The sequence below is a fragment of the Caldicoprobacter algeriensis genome (assembly GCF_023838525.1).
Lineage (GTDB): Bacteria > Bacillota > Clostridia > Caldicoprobacterales > Caldicoprobacteraceae > Caldicoprobacter > Caldicoprobacter algeriensis.
Genome location: NZ_JAHUQD010000013.1, coordinates 52436 through 71146, shown reverse-complemented (window position 1 = coordinate 71146; position 18711 = coordinate 52436). Strand labels below are relative to the sequence as shown.

General features: G+C 42.2%; 15 protein-coding genes and 3 pseudogenes. 15 read left to right on the top strand and 3 right to left on the bottom strand.

What is annotated here, in order from left to right; translation table 11 throughout:
- Positions 1–280: 280 nt before the first annotated feature.
- Positions 281–757 (bottom strand): annotated as a pseudogene (locus tag KVG29_RS08710) (IS256 family transposase); the annotation flags it as partial.
- A gap of 56 nt (positions 758–813) precedes the next feature.
- On the opposite strand from KVG29_RS08710, the pseudogene KVG29_RS08705 reads away from it, so the two are divergent.
- Positions 814–2039: pseudogene (locus KVG29_RS08705) on the top strand (IS256 family transposase).
- Here KVG29_RS08705 and KVG29_RS12620 read toward each other — a convergent pair.
- A pseudogene (locus tag KVG29_RS12620) lies at positions 2034–2616 on the bottom strand (DUF4277 domain-containing protein); the annotation flags it as partial. The pseudogenes KVG29_RS08705 and KVG29_RS12620 overlap by 6 nt on opposite strands.
- 118 nt (positions 2617–2734) lie before the next feature.
- Here KVG29_RS12620 and KVG29_RS12615 point away from each other — a divergent pair.
- The gene (locus tag KVG29_RS12615) at positions 2735–2956 is read left to right on the top strand and encodes a bifunctional adenosylcobinamide kinase/adenosylcobinamide-phosphate guanylyltransferase (protein ID WP_420840546.1); all 222 of its coding nucleotides are present in this window, start codon (positions 2735–2737) and stop codon (positions 2954–2956) included.
- Here KVG29_RS12615 and KVG29_RS08690 read toward each other — a convergent pair.
- A complete protein-coding gene (locus KVG29_RS08690) occupies positions 2953–3702 on the bottom strand; it encodes a pseudouridine synthase (RefSeq protein WP_252227906.1) in 750 nt (249 codons plus the stop codon). The genes KVG29_RS12615 and KVG29_RS08690 overlap by 4 nt on opposite strands.
- A 272-nt stretch (positions 3703–3974) precedes the next feature.
- On the opposite strand from KVG29_RS08690, the gene cobT reads away from it, so the two are divergent.
- The 13 genes from cobT to KVG29_RS08625 all read left to right on the top strand — a co-directional run bounded on the left by cobT (position 3975) and on the right by KVG29_RS08625 (position 18685).
- A complete protein-coding gene (gene cobT / locus KVG29_RS08685; RefSeq protein WP_252227904.1) occupies positions 3975–5006 on the top strand; it encodes a nicotinate-nucleotide--dimethylbenzimidazole phosphoribosyltransferase in 1032 nt (343 codons plus the stop codon).
- Entirely contained in the window at positions 5003–5491 is a 489-nt protein-coding gene (locus tag KVG29_RS08680; protein ID WP_252227902.1) for a bifunctional adenosylcobinamide kinase/adenosylcobinamide-phosphate guanylyltransferase, read from the top strand. Before cobT ends, KVG29_RS08680 begins: the two co-directional genes overlap by 4 nt.
- Positions 5488–6141 (top strand): hypothetical protein, encoded by a 654-nt coding sequence (locus tag KVG29_RS08675; RefSeq protein WP_252227893.1) that lies wholly within the window; start codon positions 5488–5490, stop codon positions 6139–6141. The genes KVG29_RS08680 and KVG29_RS08675 overlap by 4 nt, the downstream gene beginning before the upstream one ends.
- Complete coding sequence (locus tag KVG29_RS08670; protein WP_252227891.1) at positions 6105–6881, top strand: adenosylcobinamide-GDP ribazoletransferase; 777 nt, start codon at positions 6105–6107, stop codon at positions 6879–6881. The genes KVG29_RS08675 and KVG29_RS08670 overlap by 37 nt, the downstream gene beginning before the upstream one ends.
- Positions 6882–7519: 638 nt before the next feature.
- On the top strand, positions 7520–8446 hold the full coding sequence (locus KVG29_RS08665; RefSeq protein WP_252227889.1) for a peptidoglycan recognition protein family protein: 927 nt from the start codon (positions 7520–7522) through the stop codon (positions 8444–8446).
- 120 nt (positions 8447–8566) lie between these two features.
- Positions 8567–9847 carry a metallophosphoesterase family protein gene (locus KVG29_RS08660; protein ID WP_252227888.1) on the top strand — a complete coding sequence of 427 codons (1281 nt, stop codon included), beginning with the start codon at positions 8567–8569 and terminating at the stop codon, positions 9845–9847.
- Positions 9844–12714 (top strand): AAA family ATPase, encoded by a 2871-nt coding sequence (locus KVG29_RS08655; RefSeq protein WP_252227886.1) that lies wholly within the window; start codon positions 9844–9846, stop codon positions 12712–12714. Before KVG29_RS08660 ends, KVG29_RS08655 begins: the two co-directional genes overlap by 4 nt.
- Before the next feature lie 353 nt (positions 12715–13067).
- Positions 13068–13598: a nitroreductase family protein gene (locus KVG29_RS08650; protein WP_252227884.1), complete on the top strand. Its 531-nt coding sequence runs from the start codon at positions 13068–13070 to the stop codon at positions 13596–13598.
- Positions 13599–13712: 114 nt separating this feature from the next.
- Positions 13713–14393 (top strand): 4Fe-4S binding protein, encoded by a 681-nt coding sequence (locus KVG29_RS08645; RefSeq protein ID WP_252227882.1) that lies wholly within the window; start codon positions 13713–13715, stop codon positions 14391–14393.
- Between the two features lie 79 nt (positions 14394–14472).
- A complete protein-coding gene (locus KVG29_RS08640; RefSeq protein ID WP_252227880.1) occupies positions 14473–14799 on the top strand; it encodes a cupin domain-containing protein in 327 nt (108 codons plus the stop codon).
- A 202-nt stretch (positions 14800–15001) separates the two neighbouring features.
- A complete protein-coding gene (locus KVG29_RS08635; protein WP_252227878.1) occupies positions 15002–15190 on the top strand; it encodes a ferredoxin in 189 nt (62 codons plus the stop codon).
- A 610-nt stretch (positions 15191–15800) separates the two neighbouring features.
- Positions 15801–16556 (top strand): CRISPR-associated endoribonuclease Cas6, encoded by a 756-nt coding sequence (cas6, locus tag KVG29_RS08630; protein WP_252227877.1) that lies wholly within the window; start codon positions 15801–15803, stop codon positions 16554–16556.
- Between the two features lie 347 nt (positions 16557–16903).
- Positions 16904–18685, top strand: a complete 1782-nt coding sequence (locus KVG29_RS08625) for a TIGR02556 family CRISPR-associated protein (protein WP_252227875.1) — start codon at positions 16904–16906, stop codon at positions 18683–18685.
- Positions 18686–18711 lie beyond the last annotated feature (26 nt).

Here is an 18711-nt window from a genome sequence, read left to right as displayed (position 1 = left end):
GGTGATCTGTATTTGCCAAATGATACTTCACCAAAGATATTGAAGATGCTAGAATGGTTGGGATTTAGTTCTGACATTTACACGAAAAAGATAAATCCCATTTTTTAACATGCGAAATGTGGGTTATGCATAAAACAGAATGTTTTTGGTGATAATTTTTTATACTGGTGTAATATATATGCCCTCCTCCTTCCTCTGCAAAATTTCAAAGAACTTTCCACAAATGTTTTCTATCATAAAAACCAATTTTTTACTGCTCTAAAAATGTTTTAACAACAATTCATATGACATAATTTTCTATTCTACTGTCGTACATTATTAACAGCTTATTTAATACTTGGTCCCAATTACGATACCTCTGCGTCCATTTCTTCATTATATTTATAGACGCAAGATACAGTATCTTCTCAAGCGCACCATCAGAGGGAAATACAGCCTTTGTCTTGGTAACTTTCCTAAATTGGCGATGCAAACCTTCAATAATGTTGGTAGTGTACATAATCTTCCGTATCTCTGGTTAATACTTGAAAAACGGACTTATTACATCCCAGTTGTTTTCCCAGCTACGGAATGCATAAGGGTATTCCTTCCCCCATTTTTCTTTGAGTTCATACAACCTCTCTAAAGCTGCTTCCTCACTTGGTGCTGTATATACACTCTTGAAATCCCTTGTAAACTCCTTTAAATCTTTATATGACACGTATTTGAATGAGTTGCGCATCTGGTGGATTATGCACCTTTGTACCTCTACCTTGGGTGTTAAAATAAAATTGTGTCTGGTGTATAATAAAATCACAAAGGAGGCTGGTAATTATGGATAAAAATACCTATTACCAAACAGTTAAAAATATGGCGGTTGAAAAAGTATTAAATCAGTATTGCTCTGATTCGGATCCATCACGCCCTGCCCTGAAAAAATTGCTGGAGGATTTACTTGACTGGTTTATGTTGTCTGAACGCCAAATCTATCTCTTGAAAAACGAGAACGACAAAGGTAACGGCTTTTATGATAGAAAACTTGGTACACCTATGGGTAACCTGGACATCTCTGTCCCAAGAACTTGCACTGGCGATTTCAGACCCCACATCCTCCCTGAACCCTATAAAAGGGTGGATGAATCCTATACAGACCTTCTTATGTCCCTTGTTGTCAACGGTTATTCAGAATCTTCTCTCTTAAATACCCTCAAAAGCCTCAATCTCCCTTATTCTGATGATGAACTTAATAAAATCAAAGATGACCTAAAAAGCGAGTTAGACCTTTTCAAACAACGGGAATTACCCGAATCGGTGTTTGCTTTATTAATCGATGCCTATCACTGTGAGATAAAAGACGGCTCAAAAGTGAGGAAAGCCGCATGCTACATAGTCCTTGGCATCGATATGGAAGGTAAGAAAGACATCTTCGGTCTTTATACCTTCTTCGGCAAGGAAAACAGAGCCGATTGGAACAAGGTCTTTGAAGACTTGATAAACCGCGGTCTTAAACAAGTTTTAGTGGTTGTAAGCGATGATTTTCCAGGAATTATTGAGACGGTCAAAGTTGTATATCCATATGCTGATCATCAGCTCTGTTTTGTACATCTTTAGAGAAATATCCGCAAATACATGACCAAAGCTGATGCCGCAGAATTCAAAATAAAGAACTTGATAAAATAAAGTTTGCTTCTTCCTTTGATGAAGCTGTTCAAAAGTTTTATGACCTTTGCAGTAAATTTAAGAGTAAATATAGCCGATACATGAACCTTCTTATGGAGAAAGCAGAACATTATGTTTTTACCAAATACCCCGAATCCTTGAGAAAGCATATTTATACTACCAATAGTGTAGAGAGTATCAATAGCCTGATTGAAAAAATTTGGATAAGGTCGGGTGGTTACTTCAACTCTGTTGAAGTATTGGAAATCAACATATATTTACAGAGGGAGAACTTAAGGCGAATAAAATGGAAAAAAGCGGTACCAATGATAAATGCTCACATTTATGAAATACAACAAATTTTCCAGTTGCGTTACTTTAATCAAACACAAAATTCTTGACAACTCTCTGCCAGATAAAAACTGACCCATTACAGGAAGTCCACTCTGCTGTACTGCTGCCCCTATCTTGAATTGCTTAAGGTCAGGCCTATTATCTTTGCTGTAACCATAGCAGATTATAAAGTCGTCTTCTTCATCCCCTTCATACAACCCTTCTACAGAAATAGATGTTGTATCCAAATGTAGGCTCTCTATAGTCAAATTATGAGCCTTTAACATGTTAAGACATATACGACTGACAAGCTCTTTCATGTTTACTGTATGCAGTTTGTCTAAAGCACGAGCAAATGCATCGTCGTTTAATTGTTCTACTGTGATATCGCTACCCTCTAACATGAATTCAAGTTTTTGTTTCCTCCAGTATTCTTCAATTTTTCCATAGAGGCTGTCTCCTATGCATTATGGTTACTATCAATACTTCTATTAAGAATCCTGGCGAAACCTTGGAATTATCGACTTTCCATTCTACCATATCATTGACAGTCTCTGCTATTTTTGCAATACGGCACATCTCAAACAATACTGATATGCTGGAGGCATTGTATGCCACAATATTCTTAACATCATTTATATCCATTCACAATCACCCCTGCATCTTTCTACAGGGGATATATATTCGACAAAAAATTCAAAAATCCTTTTGGTAATATATGTAATTAAATTGCCTATTTTTTACATGCGGAGACTCGGTTATTTTGCAACTAACATTATTATTGGCGTCAATTTCAAGCAAAGAGATAATAGTGACAAATGAGGTTGGTTTTGGTTTGATACCTGCTGATAAAACAGCGAGGCTATACACCGAAAGGCTCGGCTTGTTGAACTTAAAAATTAGTGCACAAAGCCTAGAAGGTTTATTTGGTTGTCTCCATTATACCCAGTTAGAATCAAATGAGTTAGGTGGTTATTTTGTTTAAACATTTAAAGGGTCAGCGTCACATATAATCGACTTTTGCAAAGAAACCACCTCCTCTTCAGTCAGTTCTCTCCATTCTCCTGGTTTTAGCCTTTCATCGAGGATGAGGCCACCCATGGCTATCCTTTTGAGGTATACCACTTGTTTGTCCAGCATTTTAAACATCCTCTTTATCTGGTGGTATTTTCCTTCTTTCAAGTAAACGTACACTTCGGACACGTCGGCGGCACGGAGAATTTCAAGGCCGGCAGGAAGGGTTTTATATCCATCTTCCAGAATTATGCCTTCTTTGAAAGCTTTGACGTCATTTTCGTCAACAATTCCCTGTATTTGAGCGTAATATTTTTTTACAACGTTCTTTTTAGGCGATAGAAGCTGATGTGCCAGCTCCCCATCATTTGTTATGAGGAGTAGCCCTTCTGTATCCTTGTCCAGCCTCCCTACCGGAAAAGGATCTACGGCTGTCAATTCAGGTGGTAATAGGTCAATAACGGTTCTTTCCGCCGGGTCATATGTGGAGGTGATAACGCCTTTAGGCTTGTTCATCATTATATATATGAGATCTCTATATTTTATCTTTTCGTTGCCGATAAAGATTTCATCGTGCTTGGTATCTACAATCGTTCCGGCATCTCTTACCGCTTTGCCGTTCACTGTGACAAGTCCTTTCCTGATGAATTTTTTAACCTGCTTTCGAGTACCGATGCCTGAATGCGCCAGAAGCTTGTCTAGCCTTATCTTGGCCATTTTTTATGCCCCCTCATCTTTAAATCAACTATTGTATAATTATATCATAAAAATCATGCTTTGTAGCACGCTTCATGTTTCGCTGTTTTATATAGGCCTAGAAGTCATTTAACCTCTCTTTACAGGCACTGTTGTTCAAGTCACCGAGGTGGATATATATCAAGGTTAATGATAAATATATAAAAGTATGGCAGTTGATAATTTATTTTGTTCAGTTTAAAATAGAACCTAAGATATTTTTAGCTTTTGTATTAAAGTTATGGAGGGAATTTATGGCTAACTCGGAAATCATCAGGCAAAAGGTTTTGGCTAGACTTAATAACCTTACTAAGCCCATTGGAAGTCTTGGATATCTTGAAGAAATAGCTCTGAAGATGGCGCTCATTCAAGGAAAAGAGCTCCCCGAGCTTCCAAGAAACAAGAAGGTTTACATCTTTGCGGGCGATCATGGAGTTGTTACTCAGGGCGTTTCGGCCTATCCCAGGGATGTTACTTATCAGATGGTATTCAACTTTTTAAGCGGTGGAGCTGCGGTTAACGTTTTTGCCAGGCATGTTGGAGCAGAAGTTTTTGTTGTAGATGCGGGTGTTGATTATGAATTTGGCGATTCACCCTATTTAATTAAGGCAAAAATAGGCTTTGGTACAAATGATTTTTCAATTGGGCCGGCAATGAGCATGGAAGAAGCGCGGATGTGTATTGACTATGGGAGAGAAATTGCTAGTCAGGCAATAGATGCAGGGGCTGATTTGTTGGCAATTGGAGATATGGGAATAGGCAATACGACGACTGCTACAGCTATAGCTGTGAGCTTTGGATATGCCATAGACGATGTACTTGATATCGGCACGCCGATTGATGACGTTGCCTTGCAGAACAAGAGGCGGGTAATCCTCAAGGCTATGGAGATAAATAGGCCAGATAAGACAGATGCGCTCGATATTTTGGCAAAAGTTGGGGGTTACTGTATAGGACAAATGGCTGGTTTCATACTGGAGGCGGCAAATTCGCGTGTTCCTGTTGTTGTGGATGGCTTTCCGACAACCTGTGCGCTTTTGATAGCCTATAATATGGATAAAAATGTCTTGGATTATGTCTTTGCTGGTCATAAATCTTCTGTTAAAGGCCACAGCGTAATTCTTAATTCGCTCGGTTTAAGGCCAATATTGGATTTAGATATGAGGCTTGGCGAAGGAACGGGGGCCGTTTTGGCTATGAATATCATTGAAGCGGCTGTAAAGATGATTCGTGAAATGGCGACATTTGATTCGGCAGGCATTTCAAGAGGAAGTGAGCAGGTATGATACTGATAACCGGCGGCATAAAATCGGGGAAGAGCTCTTATGCACTCAGTCTGGCAAGAAAATTTAACAATAAGGCCTTTGTGGCAACCGGAGAACCATTTGATGAAGAGATGAGGCTTCGAATTGCCAAGCATAAGCTTGAACGGGGCGATGAATTTGATACTTTTGAGGAGCCGGTAAGGATTTATGATGTTATACAGGAAATAAAAGATAAATACGACGTTATCCTCGTTGATTGTATGACGACATGGCTGGGGAATGTATTTCATTACAGCTTGGACCCTGACCAGGAAACAGAAAAGCTGTTGGCATCAATTTCAGGCAAAGAGATAATAGTGACAAATGAGGTCGGTTTTGGTTTGATACCTGCTGATAAAACAGCCAGGCTATACACCGAAAAGCTTGGCTTGTTGAACTTAAAATTAGCGCGCAAAGCGCAGGAGGTTTATTTGGTTGTATCCGGCATACCGGTTAGAATTAAATGATTTGGGTGGTTGTTTTGTTCAGGCAGTCGATAGGTACTACCTCATGGCTTTTTCCTGGCACTTACTACGAAAATGCAAGGTCTGTTGTGCAAAAAGTTGATTTTGTGGAATTATTGGTGTATCAGTGGGATGAAGAAACGCAAAAGCTGTTTGGCGAAGAAATTGGAGGATTGATGGAGCTTAAGAGACAGGGCTTGCTGTATACCGTACACCTTCCTACAAACGATATTGAGGATGCAAGGTATGCTTTTGAGTTTTTTGAAAATTCTGAACTTGATGTGGTGAGCTATGTACTGCATCCTCTTGACGGTTTTAAGAATTTCAAATGGAATAAAAAGGTGGCCGTAGAAAACATGGTGGAAAGAATTGAAGTACACGAGAAGATGGTGTTTGACATAGGCCATCACATGCTGGGGGAGAAATTTCCCGCTCGATTCATCGATAGCGTTGTTGAGATTCATCTCATGGGCGTAAGAAATGGTAAGGATCACCTGGGGCTTGATGAGGATACTTTGCGGGAGCTATGCCTTTTATTCGGTGATAAGCTGTATTCGGTGCCGTATCTCTGCTTTGAAATATTTGATATTGAGCTGCTGGAAGATTCTTTAGAATTATGGGACAAGATGATGAGCAGAGGTTGGGAAAAGTGATGGGAAGAATAATCCTAGAAAGAACAATAAACGAAATCAAAATTATGTTGCTGTCGTTGTCGTTTATATCGCGTATACCCGTTAAATTGCCCAGTAAGATGGCTGTAACGGATAGAGATATAAAAGCATGTGTCAAATACTTTTCGCTTATAGGGTATCTTCCCGGATTAATCTTTGCGCTTGGCAGGATGACACACCACACCATATTTTATTTGATGTCAATAGCTATAAGCTTCTGGTTATTTGATCTCTTTCATTTTGATGGTTTGCTTGATACCTTTGACGGCTTTTTCAATCAAGGGGCAAAAGAGAAGCGGCTTGAAATAATGTCCCGTGGGAATGTGGGGCCGTTTGCGGTCTTTTTTGGTATGCTGTACATGATTGCATTTTGGGAGATGTTCAAAAGCTCCCTTCCGGTAAAGCTTCTATACGCCTCTGTATTTGGAAGGCTCTCAATGACAACATTGCTGCACATATCGCATCCCTCAAAAGAAGAGGGTCTGGGTGCATTTTTCTATCCGACTTTAAAAATCAACCTCCTTATATCATTTCTGTGTACGATACCTCTGTTGTTTTTTAGGCCACACTATTTTGTTGTTGCAGCTGTGGTTTCCCAGCTTACAGCTCTTTACATAAAATACATATCGGAGAAAAAGATAGGTGGAATAACCGGTGATGTGCTGGGTGCAACAAGTTTGCTGGGGCAGATGTTCGTATTAGTAGGTTTATTAGCTGTATAGCTTGATAGGGTGCGTTAAATAATGCTTGCAATTCTATTTTTCTAAATATTTCAGAAGATGGTAAATATATAGCTTTCCAAAAAGGCTCGTCCTCCAAATCACAAATTATAATATATGACATTGAAAAACAAGAACAGTATGAAATTACACCAAACTTGTGGGATGGCGAAAGCTTTATTTTCTATGATTGGTAAAGGTAGAGAAAGAAGAATACTGACTCATTTTGGATATTTCAATTTTTAGTTTGAGAAGCTGTTTGGATATTCAGCATAAAAATGCATTGTAGGAGCTTTTGCTATGGTCAACAACTTTACACAATAATCCCCACTTTTGTTCAAAGTGGGGATTATTTTATGCTTACGTTTTTGACGCACTGGTTGTCAAGTTTATCAACTTTTATTTTTTGGTAATGGCTAAATAATAGTGCTGTTTTGGCGGGGTGTTATAGGTGCCACTTTTGATGTGTTTTTTATACTATTTAGTAAGTATTTCTAGTTCGGCGCAATTCATTAGACTTTTAGTACTATTAAACAAGTCTGTTATGTTTAATAACCGCTGTAAACTTTAATCAGCCAGACTTTAAGGTACCTCTTTATAAACTTTACATAGTTTGCTTAGTAGAGGGAAGGTGGGTGCCCATGCCCATTAGAGACTACATGAAAAATGCCAATCTAAAGTTCAATGGTAAATTAAGGCCGAGGACTGTCACCAACGGCATTGTGCTGCATCACGCTGCGGTTCAAAGAGCTACACCACAGCAGATACACGAATGGCATCTTCAGAGAGGATGGCTGGGTGCAGGGTATAACGTTTATGTGCGCAAGGACGGCTCGGTGTGGGAGTTGCGACCGCTGTGGGCTGTGGGGGCGCATGCCGAAGGGGTGAATTCTGAGAGCATAGGCGTGTGCGCTGAAGGGATGTATCATTCCTCGGACAGTCAGCCGTATGACAGAGAGATGCCCCGGCAGCAGTTTGATGCTCTGGTTAAGGTCGTAAAAGATTTGGTGGAGGAATATCCTTCTATTATGTGGATCAAAGGCCACAATGAGGTGCAGGGATCTGCTACTGCCTGTCCCGGTAGTTTCTTTCCACTTCAGGAAGTCATTAGAACAGCAACCAATAGCCTAGCTGTTAAGGAGGTAGATGTCATGAAGAAAGGAGACAGAGGACCGGTGGTTGAAAAGCTTCAGAGGCTTCTGATAGAACTGGGTTATGAGTTGCCTAAATATGGGATCGATGGAGTTTTCGGTGTCGAGACCGAGGCTGCTGTAAATGCCTTCAAAAAGTTAGCCGGGTTGCCGCAGAACGGGACTGTGGATGTTACCACCATGATAGCCATGGCAGAGAGGCTATTACAGAGCAAAAAAGCCTTGAAACAGGAAAATGCTGATTTGCAAAGCAGGATACAAGCCATTGAGAAAGAACTTAAAAAAACGCTTGAATCTACCAACGCCGCTTTGGAAAAATGTAGAAAAGAATGTGAGGAAAGGAATAAAGGATTTGTTGAATTTTTCAGATTGTTAAACCAGCTGATAAACGAAGTGGGAGAACAGAGCGGGGTTTAGAAGTATTAGCAGTTGTTTATCATATCGGGCCATTAAGGGAACGTTCTACTTTACAAAAGCAGCTGAATTGGCTGAGAAAATGTGGTAAAATATTCTTATGAAGTAAAGGAGGGCCACATGGTGGGGGTCAAATTTCTGCATTTAGCCGATGTCCATCTGGATACGCCTTTTCAGGTCAGGACAAAGGATATGCGTATGTTTTTGCGCCAGGCAATTCGTCAGGCTTTCCAAAAGGCCGTGGATTTAGCCATATCCGAAAGGGTACACGCCGTCCTCATCGCAGGGGACCTGTTTGATAACCAGACCTTGAGTTTTGCCACGGAAAGATTTATGGTAGAGCAGATGAAAAGGCTTTATGAGGCTCAAATACCGGTGTTTTATGCTCCAGGCAACCATGACCCGGCGGGTGTGATGTACCGGAGAAGCTTGATTGAATGGCCCGACAATATGAAGGTGTTTAATACCAGGCAGCCCGAAACCTGCCCTGTTTATGACAGAGAAGGCCGGCTTGTGGCCTGGGTTACGGGAGCAGGGCATGAAGGCCCGAGGGAAAAGGATAACATCATCAAGGATTTTCCACGGGCTGGGGATGCTGATATACCCCATATAGGGCTTGCGCATGTCTGGGTTACCGGTGCAAGAGGTGAGGGGGAGCACGACAGGTATGCTCCCTGTACTCTTGAGGATATGATGGATAAGGGCTATACATACTGGGCGCTGGGGCACATTCATACCAGAGTTCATCTGGCTGAGAAGCCGCTGGTGATATATCCCGGTAATCTAATGGGGCGACACCATGGTGAAGAGGGCTCAAAGGGAGCCTATTTGGTGGAGATAGATGATCCAGGTCGAGTTAAGGCTGAATTTTACCCTGTGGCGCCGGTGCGATGGGTCACGTTCAAAGTGGGTAGCCTCGCTCAAGCGAAGACCCTGGCCGAATTGCAGGAACATGTATACAGAGCAGTGGTACAGCAGCTTGAAAATGAGGAGCAAGGTGTGGGAACACATGATGTCATAGCCAGAGTGTTGCTGGAGGGACCGTGTCTGCTGTATAGCCAGCTCCGCCTTCAGGAGATTGGGTGTACCCATGAAGAAAATATCCAGGTGCTGGAAGAGTATTTGTACAATGCCCTGGGGTTTAGATATGTGGAAGTGGTGCCTGATGGGCTTACTCGCCCTGTAGTGCCTGAATCTTACAGAGGGCAGCCGCATGTACTGGGTGTTGCCCTGGATATCCTAGAGGAGGCCAGGAGTGATCCGCAGGTTTTACTTAAGTTAAAGCCTGATATACTAGCCGGCTGTCCTCCGATGGATACCGGTGACGTCATTGCTTATCTTCAGGAGCTGCTTGAAGGGCTGGATTATGAGGTAACAGCTCGGCTGATGGAGGAGATGGTATGAGGTTTCAAAAGTTAAAGGCGCAGGCCTTCGGCTGCTTAAAAGACTGGGAAAGCCCGCTCCTTAAGCCGGGTCTTATACTGGTGTTTGGACGCAATGAATCGGGCAAAAGCACGCTTTTTAACCTTATAACCACGCTATTTTACGGGTGGTACCCGGCAAACAGGGATGCAAATCCATATGTGCCGTGGGGAGAGTCAGAGGCTGCCTGCGAAGGTGAGCTTCTCATAGAAGAAGGGGAAGTCGTCACCGTCAGCCGCAGGTTGAGGAATACTCCTATAGGAATGTTGATTCGGGCGGATAGGGTGACCGAGCTCAGAAACAGAACGCTTCCGTATGTAGAGGTTTTGCCGCGGGAGGTTTTCAGGGAGGTTTACGCTGTTGAACTAAGCAATTTGAAATTTCCTCAGCAAAGGGCATGGGAGACTATGCAGCAGTTGCTCCTGGGAGGGCAGTTCGGCTCTTTTCTCAGACCGATAAGCCAGGTGGCCGGGGAGCTGGAAGAAGAGGCTAACCGCTTGTGGCGCCCTGACAGAAGGGGTAAGCCACGGGCTAGGGAGATAGGGGAACGGCTGAGGGAGCTCAGAACCCTACTGGAAGAGGCTAGAGCAAGGGAAGAACGGCTGCGCCAAGCGCAAGTGAAACTGGCCGAGCGCCAGCGTGTGCTGGAAGAGAACATAGCCAAAAAATCCCGGTTGATAGCATATATAGATCGCTGCGAACGGCTAAATCCCGTACGCAAAAAGCTCAAGAGGATACAGGAGCTTAAGGAGGTTTCGGCTTATGCGGCAAATTATGATGACCTGCCGGAAGACCCGGCTGGGCATTTAAAGAATATTGACGCACAGTTAGAAGAGCTAAAATTTCAAAGAGTCAAGCTGGAAGGGAAAAAGCGACAGCTGGAAGGAGTGGTACAGGCCTTTACCGAACGGGACCAGGTACTGCTCAATCATGCCGGGGAGATCAAGCTGCTTATCAAGTCGTATGACCGCATAAGGGCTGATCAGCAGGAGCTTAAAAATTTAGAGTTTGATATAAAGAGCAAGGGCGAACAGCTCAAACACCACGCCTCTGAAGTGCTGGTAGGTGGTTGGAGGCCGGAGCTTGCAAAAGCGTTAGATGCTGTTGATACGGCTGTATTGAAAGTAGCGATAGATTCATTCAGGCAAGTACAGGAGCATTACCAGGAACAGGAAAACAGGGTTGAGGCTTTGAAGATAAGCGCAAGGCAAAAACGAGGTGTCGGGTTTATACCATGGTTTTCTGGAGCGTTTTCCATATTAGGAATGCTGGGGTTCATACTGGCCCATGCGCCGGAGGTAAAGTTTTTATCTGCACTTGTAATGGTGACGGGTATAATTTTGCTGCTGACATGGTGGCTTTTTGGTAGGAGGTCTATCGAACACATTGGGCTTAAACTTGAGGAAAAGCGCCTTCAGCAGCTATATGAAAGGGTGGAAGAGGGGCGTGCTCGTATTAAGATGTTGCTAAACGGTGTACCGGTTGTACCCCAGAGGCTTGGATCCCCCGACAGCACTCTGCTGCTCGATATAGGCAAACTAAAAGAGCTGTTACAATATATAAAGGAGAGCTTGGATAGGAAGGAGGTAATCGTTGAACGGATAATCCAGTCAGAACGCAGGGCATTGAAGTTGCTTGGGGAGTGTGGGCTTGATGAAAACTGGGTTGGTAGCAACTTTGGATCGTTTTATGATAACCGGAACGATGACGGTCATCCCGATGCCAGCATTTTACCTAACAGCGGCAACAATGATTCTAGTGCGGGAGCTTTTGCAGGCGTATATAACGACGTGGCGCAGGGCGGTTACCGCCAAGCTATTAACGGTGCAAAACAGAGCGATGTGCTCGGAATGATAGACCTTCTTCAAGTCATGCTGCAGGAAGCCGAAAGGCGGTATCAGGACGCACAAAATGCAAAGGGGCAGTTGGAGGACTTGAAACTGGAGTTATCGAAAGTCGATGAGACTATAGCACAGCTTGAACGAGAAAAGGGTTACATACTGTCACGTTTAAATGAACTGCCTGGCGAGGATATGGATGCCAAGGTTGAAGGGCTTATGAAGGCCAGGGAGCTGGCCCGCCAGGCTGATAGTATACTGGAAGACTTAAGAAGGGATTATCCTGACCTGGAAGACATAGAGAGGCAGATCATGGAGCTCACTCAAAGAGATGAAGAGTGGTCATTTGACGATGATACGTTGGCACGGGCAAAGGCCGAGCGGGACCAGATAGAACAGGAGCTCAATGTCCTGAATAACGAGATAGGTACATTGAAGAAGGAGATCGAAATTGGCATGGGGCAGGGAAATATGGACGAAATAGAAGGCGAGATTACCCTGCTCGAAGCGGAACTCAAAAGAATAGCCCGGCAGAGAGATAGGCTTCTTCTTATGAGGAACGTGATACTGGAGGCCGAAAGGCGATTTCGAGAGGAGCACCAGCCCGATGTCTTAAAGAAAGCTGGCAAGTATCTTTCAGCCATTACCGATGGAAGGTATACGCGTTTATTTACAAAAGAGGACCAGCAGGCTGCTCTACTTGTCAAATGCGTTGATAGCCAAGAGCTGATAGAGGTGAAAGAGGGATTTTTAAGCCGGGGCACTCTTGAACAGGTATACCTTTCACTACGCCTGGCTTTCATGGAACACCTCGATCCGGGAGGGAATCTCCTGCCGGCCTTTCTCGACGAGGTGTTTGTCAACTGGGATGGTTTCCGTCTGGATAATGGTTTGGGTTTGCTAAAGGAGCTGGTAAAACAACGTCAGGTCTTCATATTTACCTGCCACGATTGGCTGGTGGAAAGGTTGGCTGGTAAACTGGATGTTCAGGTGGTGGAGCTGCGGATGTGAGGGGAAAAGTAAATGAGTGCCGTAAAGCGGTTTCCCCTGAGCGATTAAACTTATATAGATGCTTTGGTCCGTCAATTTTTTGTTATAAAAATCTGTAAAGGATTTCGGCCTGTTATGGAAAACCGCTGTTTAAAGGGGAAACTAGCGGGTATTATTTAAACAGTACTTGAAAAAATGTCTAACTGGTGTATGTGGTAGTATATAAAGCTAAGGCCACGGAAGCAGCTGCAAAGCAGCGCTAACTTACCATGCGTGTATGTGGCAATATACAAAGTTAAATTTCTATTAAAATCCTATATATGGAGCTGAGTGCAAAAGCCTAAAGTTTACATAAAATGCAGGAGGTGTATCTTATGGATTTTTTACAGCTTGCCAAAAGCAGGTATTCATGCCGCAGTTACAAAAACGTACCGGTGGAAAAGGAGAAGCTGGAAAGGATACTTGAAGCAGGTAGGGTAGCCCCTTCGGCTTGTAACCTGCAGCCTTTCTACTTTGTTGTGGTCACCGAGGGGGAGCTGAAGGAAAAGGTGGCCGCGACTTATGGCGGGAAGTGGCTCAAGGAAGCGCCTGTGATTGTTGTGGCCTGTGGTGACCACAGCAGGTCGTGGAAGAGGGGCGACGGCAAGGACCATTGCGATATCGATGTGGCCATTGCGGTGGACCACATGACGCTGGCAGCAGCTGAACTGGGGCTGGGTACATGCTGGATTTGTGCATTTAATACCGCAAAGTGCCGAGAGATTTTGAATCTTCCTACCCACATTGAACCGGTGGTTCTTTTACCGATAGGTTATCCTGCTGATAAAGGGAACCCGGATAGGCACGCAGTGCAGCGCAAGAGCCTTGATGCTATAGTGTGCTGGAATGGCTTTAAGGGAGCCTGATGGGAATAGGCCCCCATGTTTTTTCCACCCCTTGAAAACGGTAACATCAGATACCGAATTTTGCATCCATATGTCATACAATGGATGTGTAAAATGGAATGAGGGGTGGGTAAGATGGCAAAGGCTGTGCAGGTCTTCTCTCAATGGGTGTTTGTGGTCTTATTTTTTATGCTCGTTGATTTGGGAAGGATTCATCTATGGATGGGCATATTTATTTTGAGCGTGATTTTGACGCCATTTTTAGGAAGGTTTTACTGCGGATGGCTGTGCCCAATAAACACTGTTATGAACATTGTGACTCGGATTAAGCAGAGGTTTCATGTTAAGGATTTAGCTGTGCCTGAATCCCTGAGAAAGCCGGTTTACCGCTATTTGGTTCTTTTTACTTTTATTCTCCTGTTTACATTTGTGATGGTAAGCGGTAAAAAGCTTCCTGTTTTGCCGGGATTGCTGACTGTGGGAGTGCTCCTCACCTTATTTTTCACTGAAAAATTGTGGCACAGATATTTATGTCCGTACGGCACCATTTTGAGCATGATGGGTAAGTTGTCAAGAAGAAGCTATCAGGTCATTGAGCAGGCTTGCATATCCTGTGGCATATGCAGCAGGGTATGTCCGGCCGATGCTGTTAGGGAAACATCACCTTTATCCTCGGGGGGTAGCGATGAAACCAAGAATTTTTCAATAGGGGACAAGAATTTACACAAAAAAACATACGGCATAGACAAAGAGGAATGTCTTTTGTGTGGTACATGCGCTGATAGGTGTCCTAAAAACGCTATCGTATATCGATGAACTGCTATGTCTGGGTAGGTAGCATATAATAGTAGCATATAATATTGGGTAAGTGACATATAAGGAAGGAAGTGATTTTATGATAGAGAAAAAATTTGTGTTTCAACAGGTGGACGATAAGGTTATAGAAAAGATAGTGGACGATGAGAATGTGAATATAAACCATATGATACTTAAAAAGGGCGATGCCTTGCCACAACACTATTCCAATTCAAATGTGTATATGATTGTGGTAAGGGGGAATATCACGGTGAAGCTGGATGATCAAGACCCACATGTTTATCCTGCCGGGACCATATTGAATATTCCTTATAACACTAAGATGAATGTGTACAACCAGCATGATGAGGTATTGGAATTCTTTGTGGTGAAAGTGCCCAGTCCCAGGTTTTATGGCAGGCAGTAGAAGCCTTTACTGAGGAGCTAAATTGATTCTGGCGAGAAAAGGCAATGTTGCTGACTAAAGCAGAGCGTTTAGCTTTGAGCCAAAAAAGCCTTCAGTTTCCATATATGATAAATTAAGTAAAGCATTACTTTATCGCGCACATTAACTTTACAGCAAAGGCAGCATTATCTGCTGAGATTATAATGAAGGGAGAGGACATTGTATGAAAGCATATGTGGATAAGGATACATGCATTGGATGCGGGCTTTGCGCGGATGTATGCCCTGAGGTTTTTAGCATGGACGATGACGGGTTTGCAGTAGCTATAGACGGAGAGATTCCAGAGGATGCTGTAGACTGCGCAAAGGATGCTAAGGAACAGTGCCCAAGCGGAGCTATAAGCATCGAATAGTGGAAAGGGCATTTTCAAAGAGAGTTGTGATTGACAAAGAGTTAAAGGTAGCAACGGAACAGTTACAAGGAGTACCAAAATCAAATTTAATTTTTCAATAAGCGTAAAAGGGAAAAGAGGGCTATGTGTAGGGAGATTAATCCCGGTGCGGCCCTCTTTTTTTACGTTAATGAAAATAATAATGAATAGTAAAAAAATCAACGTGAAGGTCAATGTTGTTAGGGGGTAATTTATAACGCTTTTGTGATGCGTGAAATTGAGCTACTCCTAACCACTTCAGTATTGGGTAAAACTATTTACTTAAAAAATTTATTTTTATTGGGGAGAGGATAATTCGTGGGATTTTTTGCATATATTGTCCGATCAAAGAAGGAATCGTCGAAGCAATGTAGAATTAATTAATAAGACTTGTTTTTTAACGGGTGGACTGTTGGATACCGTCGTGAAACTGCGTTCACTTTAAACTTGGCGATTAAAAACCAGGATGTCAAGCAGATTTCTTTAAATACAGCTTGTTGGGCATAGGGATGTTCAAACGATAAATTATAGATACTACCACAATGTTGTTTGTATAAACTGAACAAAGTAAGACAAAGAGGTGTAAGAACTTATGAGAATAAAGCTTACCTTTCATGCTGAGAAAAATATAGTTATACCGGTGCAGTATAATTATCTTGTACAGGCTATGATATACAACAACATTTCAAAGGAGCTCTCGGATTTTCTCCATGATCATGGATTTATCATAAACGGCAGGCAGTTTAAGCTGTTTACATTTTCACGGCTGCAGGGGCGTTTCACAATAAGGGATAAAATGATAGAATTTGTGCCGCCCATCAGCCTTGTTGTGGCTTCACCGGTTGAAAGGTTCCTGCGCGAGCTGGCAGAGGGTATGCTGAGAAATGATAACCTGACCATATATGGACAGCGAGTGATGCTTACGAGTGTAGCGGTATTTCCGGGGTTTGAGGACGTGGATTTCAGCGAAGAGGTAACTATAAAGATGCTCTCGCCGGTTGTGGCATACAACACCGTTAAAAAAGGCAACAGCTCGCGAACTGTCTATTTTTCTCCGTGGGATGAGTGGTTTTCTGAACTTGTAAGGATAAACCTTGAGCGGAAGTACCAGCTTATATACGGTCAAAAGCTAGAGGGCAGCGATATCAGGATAGAACCTCTGGGGCCCAAAGATGACCGATACTGCAAGGTACTGCAGTACAAGGATACTGTGATAAAAGGCTGGAATGGGATATACAGGTTAAGAGGAGATAGAAGGCTTATAAAGGTTGCATACGAGGCCGGGTTGGGCAGCAAGAACTCCCAAGGTTTTGGGTGTTTTGAGGTTATAAAGGGGTTAAGGAAATAGAGATTTTTGTGCAATTTTCACAAAGTTTACGCCAAAAATTTTATAGGACAAAAATAATGTCTGATTAGGTGGTATAATGGGATTAAGGTGTTGAGAAGGGGGATTATTTAGCAGCTAAAATTTAAACTGTTATGTTTATAGGTAAAAAGCTATTTAGTAGGTATTTGCCTATTTATCAAGAATGATCTCGAAAAGTAATTGTGAAGCATACAGAAAGACCTGGAAATTTAGATGGAGATGTCATAGGAGATTGAGAGGTGAAATTGAAAAGCTAAACTTTGAAACATACATAAGTAAAGCTCTTAGACTTTAAGGGCGTACAATCAAACAAAAAGGGGGAGTAAGCTGTGTTGGTAGCTGTCAAGGAGATAGGGCAGCTTAGGATCAAGCAAGAAGAGCTGGACCCTTTAGAGGTACTGGTGGAAGACCCTGATTCAAATGGCAGTTATAAGAAAGTAATAGCTGTTGTTTTGGAACAAAGAGCAGATGGAGCATGGGATTTCAAAGAAGTAGGGCTTGAAGAGTATGACAAAGCAAAGGTTATGAGGTACCTATATAAAAGTGGTGCTGCCAATGGGGCAGATTTTACGCCTACAGCAAGGGTAAGCGGTAAGCCTAGCGTGACGTTTGACAACAAGATACTAGGCTGGTTTGATATTCTTAAAGAAAGAGATTTACCCATATCAAAAGAGGAAAGGGAGTTTTTGAATCAAATCAAAGAAGCGTTGAGTAAAAACGCCGACTACATAAGAAACAAAGTCATTCAAATAAGAGAGGAGACCCCAAATAAAATAGGTATATTGGTAACACTTAAATTTAGGCAAAAGTCCGAAGAAAAGTATGTAGGTGATTTTTCTGTTTTTAAGCAACTGCTTTTATACCAGCATGATGAAAAGAACCAAAGATGTGCGGCAAAAAACAAAGTTTGTTCTATATGTGGTCAAAAAAAGGATTTGGTGATTGGGAATCTAGATACCTATGCATTTTACACTCTAGATAAAATCGGCTATATAACTAGCGGTTTTAAAGAAAAAGATGCATGGAAGAATTTTCCTGTATGCAGGGAGTGTAAGTTTGCGCTGGACGAAGGTAAAAAATATATCGAAAATCATTTGACTTTTAAGTTTTGTGGAATAAAATACAATCTCATCCCTAAATTCATCATGGGGGCTGAAATGATTCCTGAAGAAGTTCTTGATATATTTGCTAATACCTCTAAATTGGTTTCGCTTAAGCAGGAAGCTATAGACAGGATTACAACCGACGAAGACGATATTTTATACTATTTGAAAGACATTAAAGATGTTATAGCTCTTAACTTCCTCTTCATTAATAAAACGAATGCTGCTGAAAGGATCCTTTTATTGATAGAAGACGTATTCCCTTCTCGCATCCGGAGAATATTCGATGCAAAATACAAAACCGATGCAGTTTTTTCAAACACTTTTACATTTGGCTCCATAAGAAGTTTCTTTGCCAAATCCGATCCCAATAAGAGAGAGTATGACCTAGACGGATATTTCCTTGACATAGTGGACAGGGTATTTAAAGGCAGGCCAGTTAGCTATCATTTCTTGCTGAAATTCATCATGAAAAAAGTAAGGCATGAGTTTATAAATGATGGCTACTTTTATCAGGCCGTTAAAGATGGCTTGATGACAATATACTTCTTGCAAACGTTAGGATTAATAGAAATGGAGGAGGAGGTTATGGAAGAAAGGGTTTTTGACGGGCTATTTGCAAAATATGGGCCGGCATTTGAGACACCTCTGAAAAGGGGCTTGTTTCTCATGGGAGCTCTTACTGAGCTGCTGCTGAGGAAGCAGTACAAAGAAAGAGGCGCAAAGCCGTTTATGAAAAATTTAAAGAGCTTGAAGATGAACGAAAGTGACTTTAAAGGACTCCTGCCTAAAATACAAAACAAGCTGGAAGAATACAATGCTTTTGATAAAGGGAAGAGGATTTTAGCAAGGGAAGCAGCTAATTATTTATTGTTAGCTCAAGACAAGTGGCAAATGCCGCTCGATGAGCTCAACTTCTATTTTGCAGCGGGTATGAACATGGTGGATGAAGTGGCTAGAATAATTTATCCTGATGAAAAGCCTGAAGAAATTCAAATTCAAGAATAAAACCATATGAATGAGGAGGTATGTAA

What these genes read in the sequence shown, in the direction of transcription:
- KVG29_RS08690 (WP_252227906.1), bottom strand. Translation starts at nt 3,702, where the DNA reads ATGGCCAAGATAAGGCTAGACAAGCTTCTGGCGCATTCAGGCATCGGT.
- KVG29_RS08665 (WP_252227889.1), top strand. Translation starts at nt 7,520, where the DNA reads ATGCCCATTAGAGACTACATGAAAAATGCCAATCTAAAGTTCAATGGT.
- KVG29_RS08640 (WP_252227880.1), top strand. Translation starts at nt 14,473, where the DNA reads ATGATAGAGAAAAAATTTGTGTTTCAACAGGTGGACGATAAGGTTATA.
- KVG29_RS08635 (WP_252227878.1), top strand. Translation starts at nt 15,002, where the DNA reads ATGAAAGCATATGTGGATAAGGATACATGCATTGGATGCGGGCTTTGC.
- KVG29_RS08650 (WP_252227884.1), top strand. Translation starts at nt 13,068, where the DNA reads ATGGATTTTTTACAGCTTGCCAAAAGCAGGTATTCATGCCGCAGTTAC.
- cas6 (WP_252227877.1), top strand. Translation starts at nt 15,801, where the DNA reads ATGAGAATAAAGCTTACCTTTCATGCTGAGAAAAATATAGTTATACCG.
- KVG29_RS08680 (WP_252227902.1), top strand. Translation starts at nt 5,003, where the DNA reads ATGATACTGATAACCGGCGGCATAAAATCGGGGAAGAGCTCTTATGCA.
- KVG29_RS08675 (WP_252227893.1), top strand. Translation starts at nt 5,488, where the DNA reads ATGATTTGGGTGGTTGTTTTGTTCAGGCAGTCGATAGGTACTACCTCA.
- KVG29_RS08670 (WP_252227891.1), top strand. Translation starts at nt 6,105, where the DNA reads ATGGGACAAGATGATGAGCAGAGGTTGGGAAAAGTGATGGGAAGAATA.
- KVG29_RS08645 (WP_252227882.1), top strand. Translation starts at nt 13,713, where the DNA reads ATGGCAAAGGCTGTGCAGGTCTTCTCTCAATGGGTGTTTGTGGTCTTA.
- cobT (WP_252227904.1), top strand. Translation starts at nt 3,975, where the DNA reads ATGGCTAACTCGGAAATCATCAGGCAAAAGGTTTTGGCTAGACTTAAT.
- KVG29_RS08655 (WP_252227886.1), top strand. Translation starts at nt 9,844, where the DNA reads ATGAGGTTTCAAAAGTTAAAGGCGCAGGCCTTCGGCTGCTTAAAAGAC.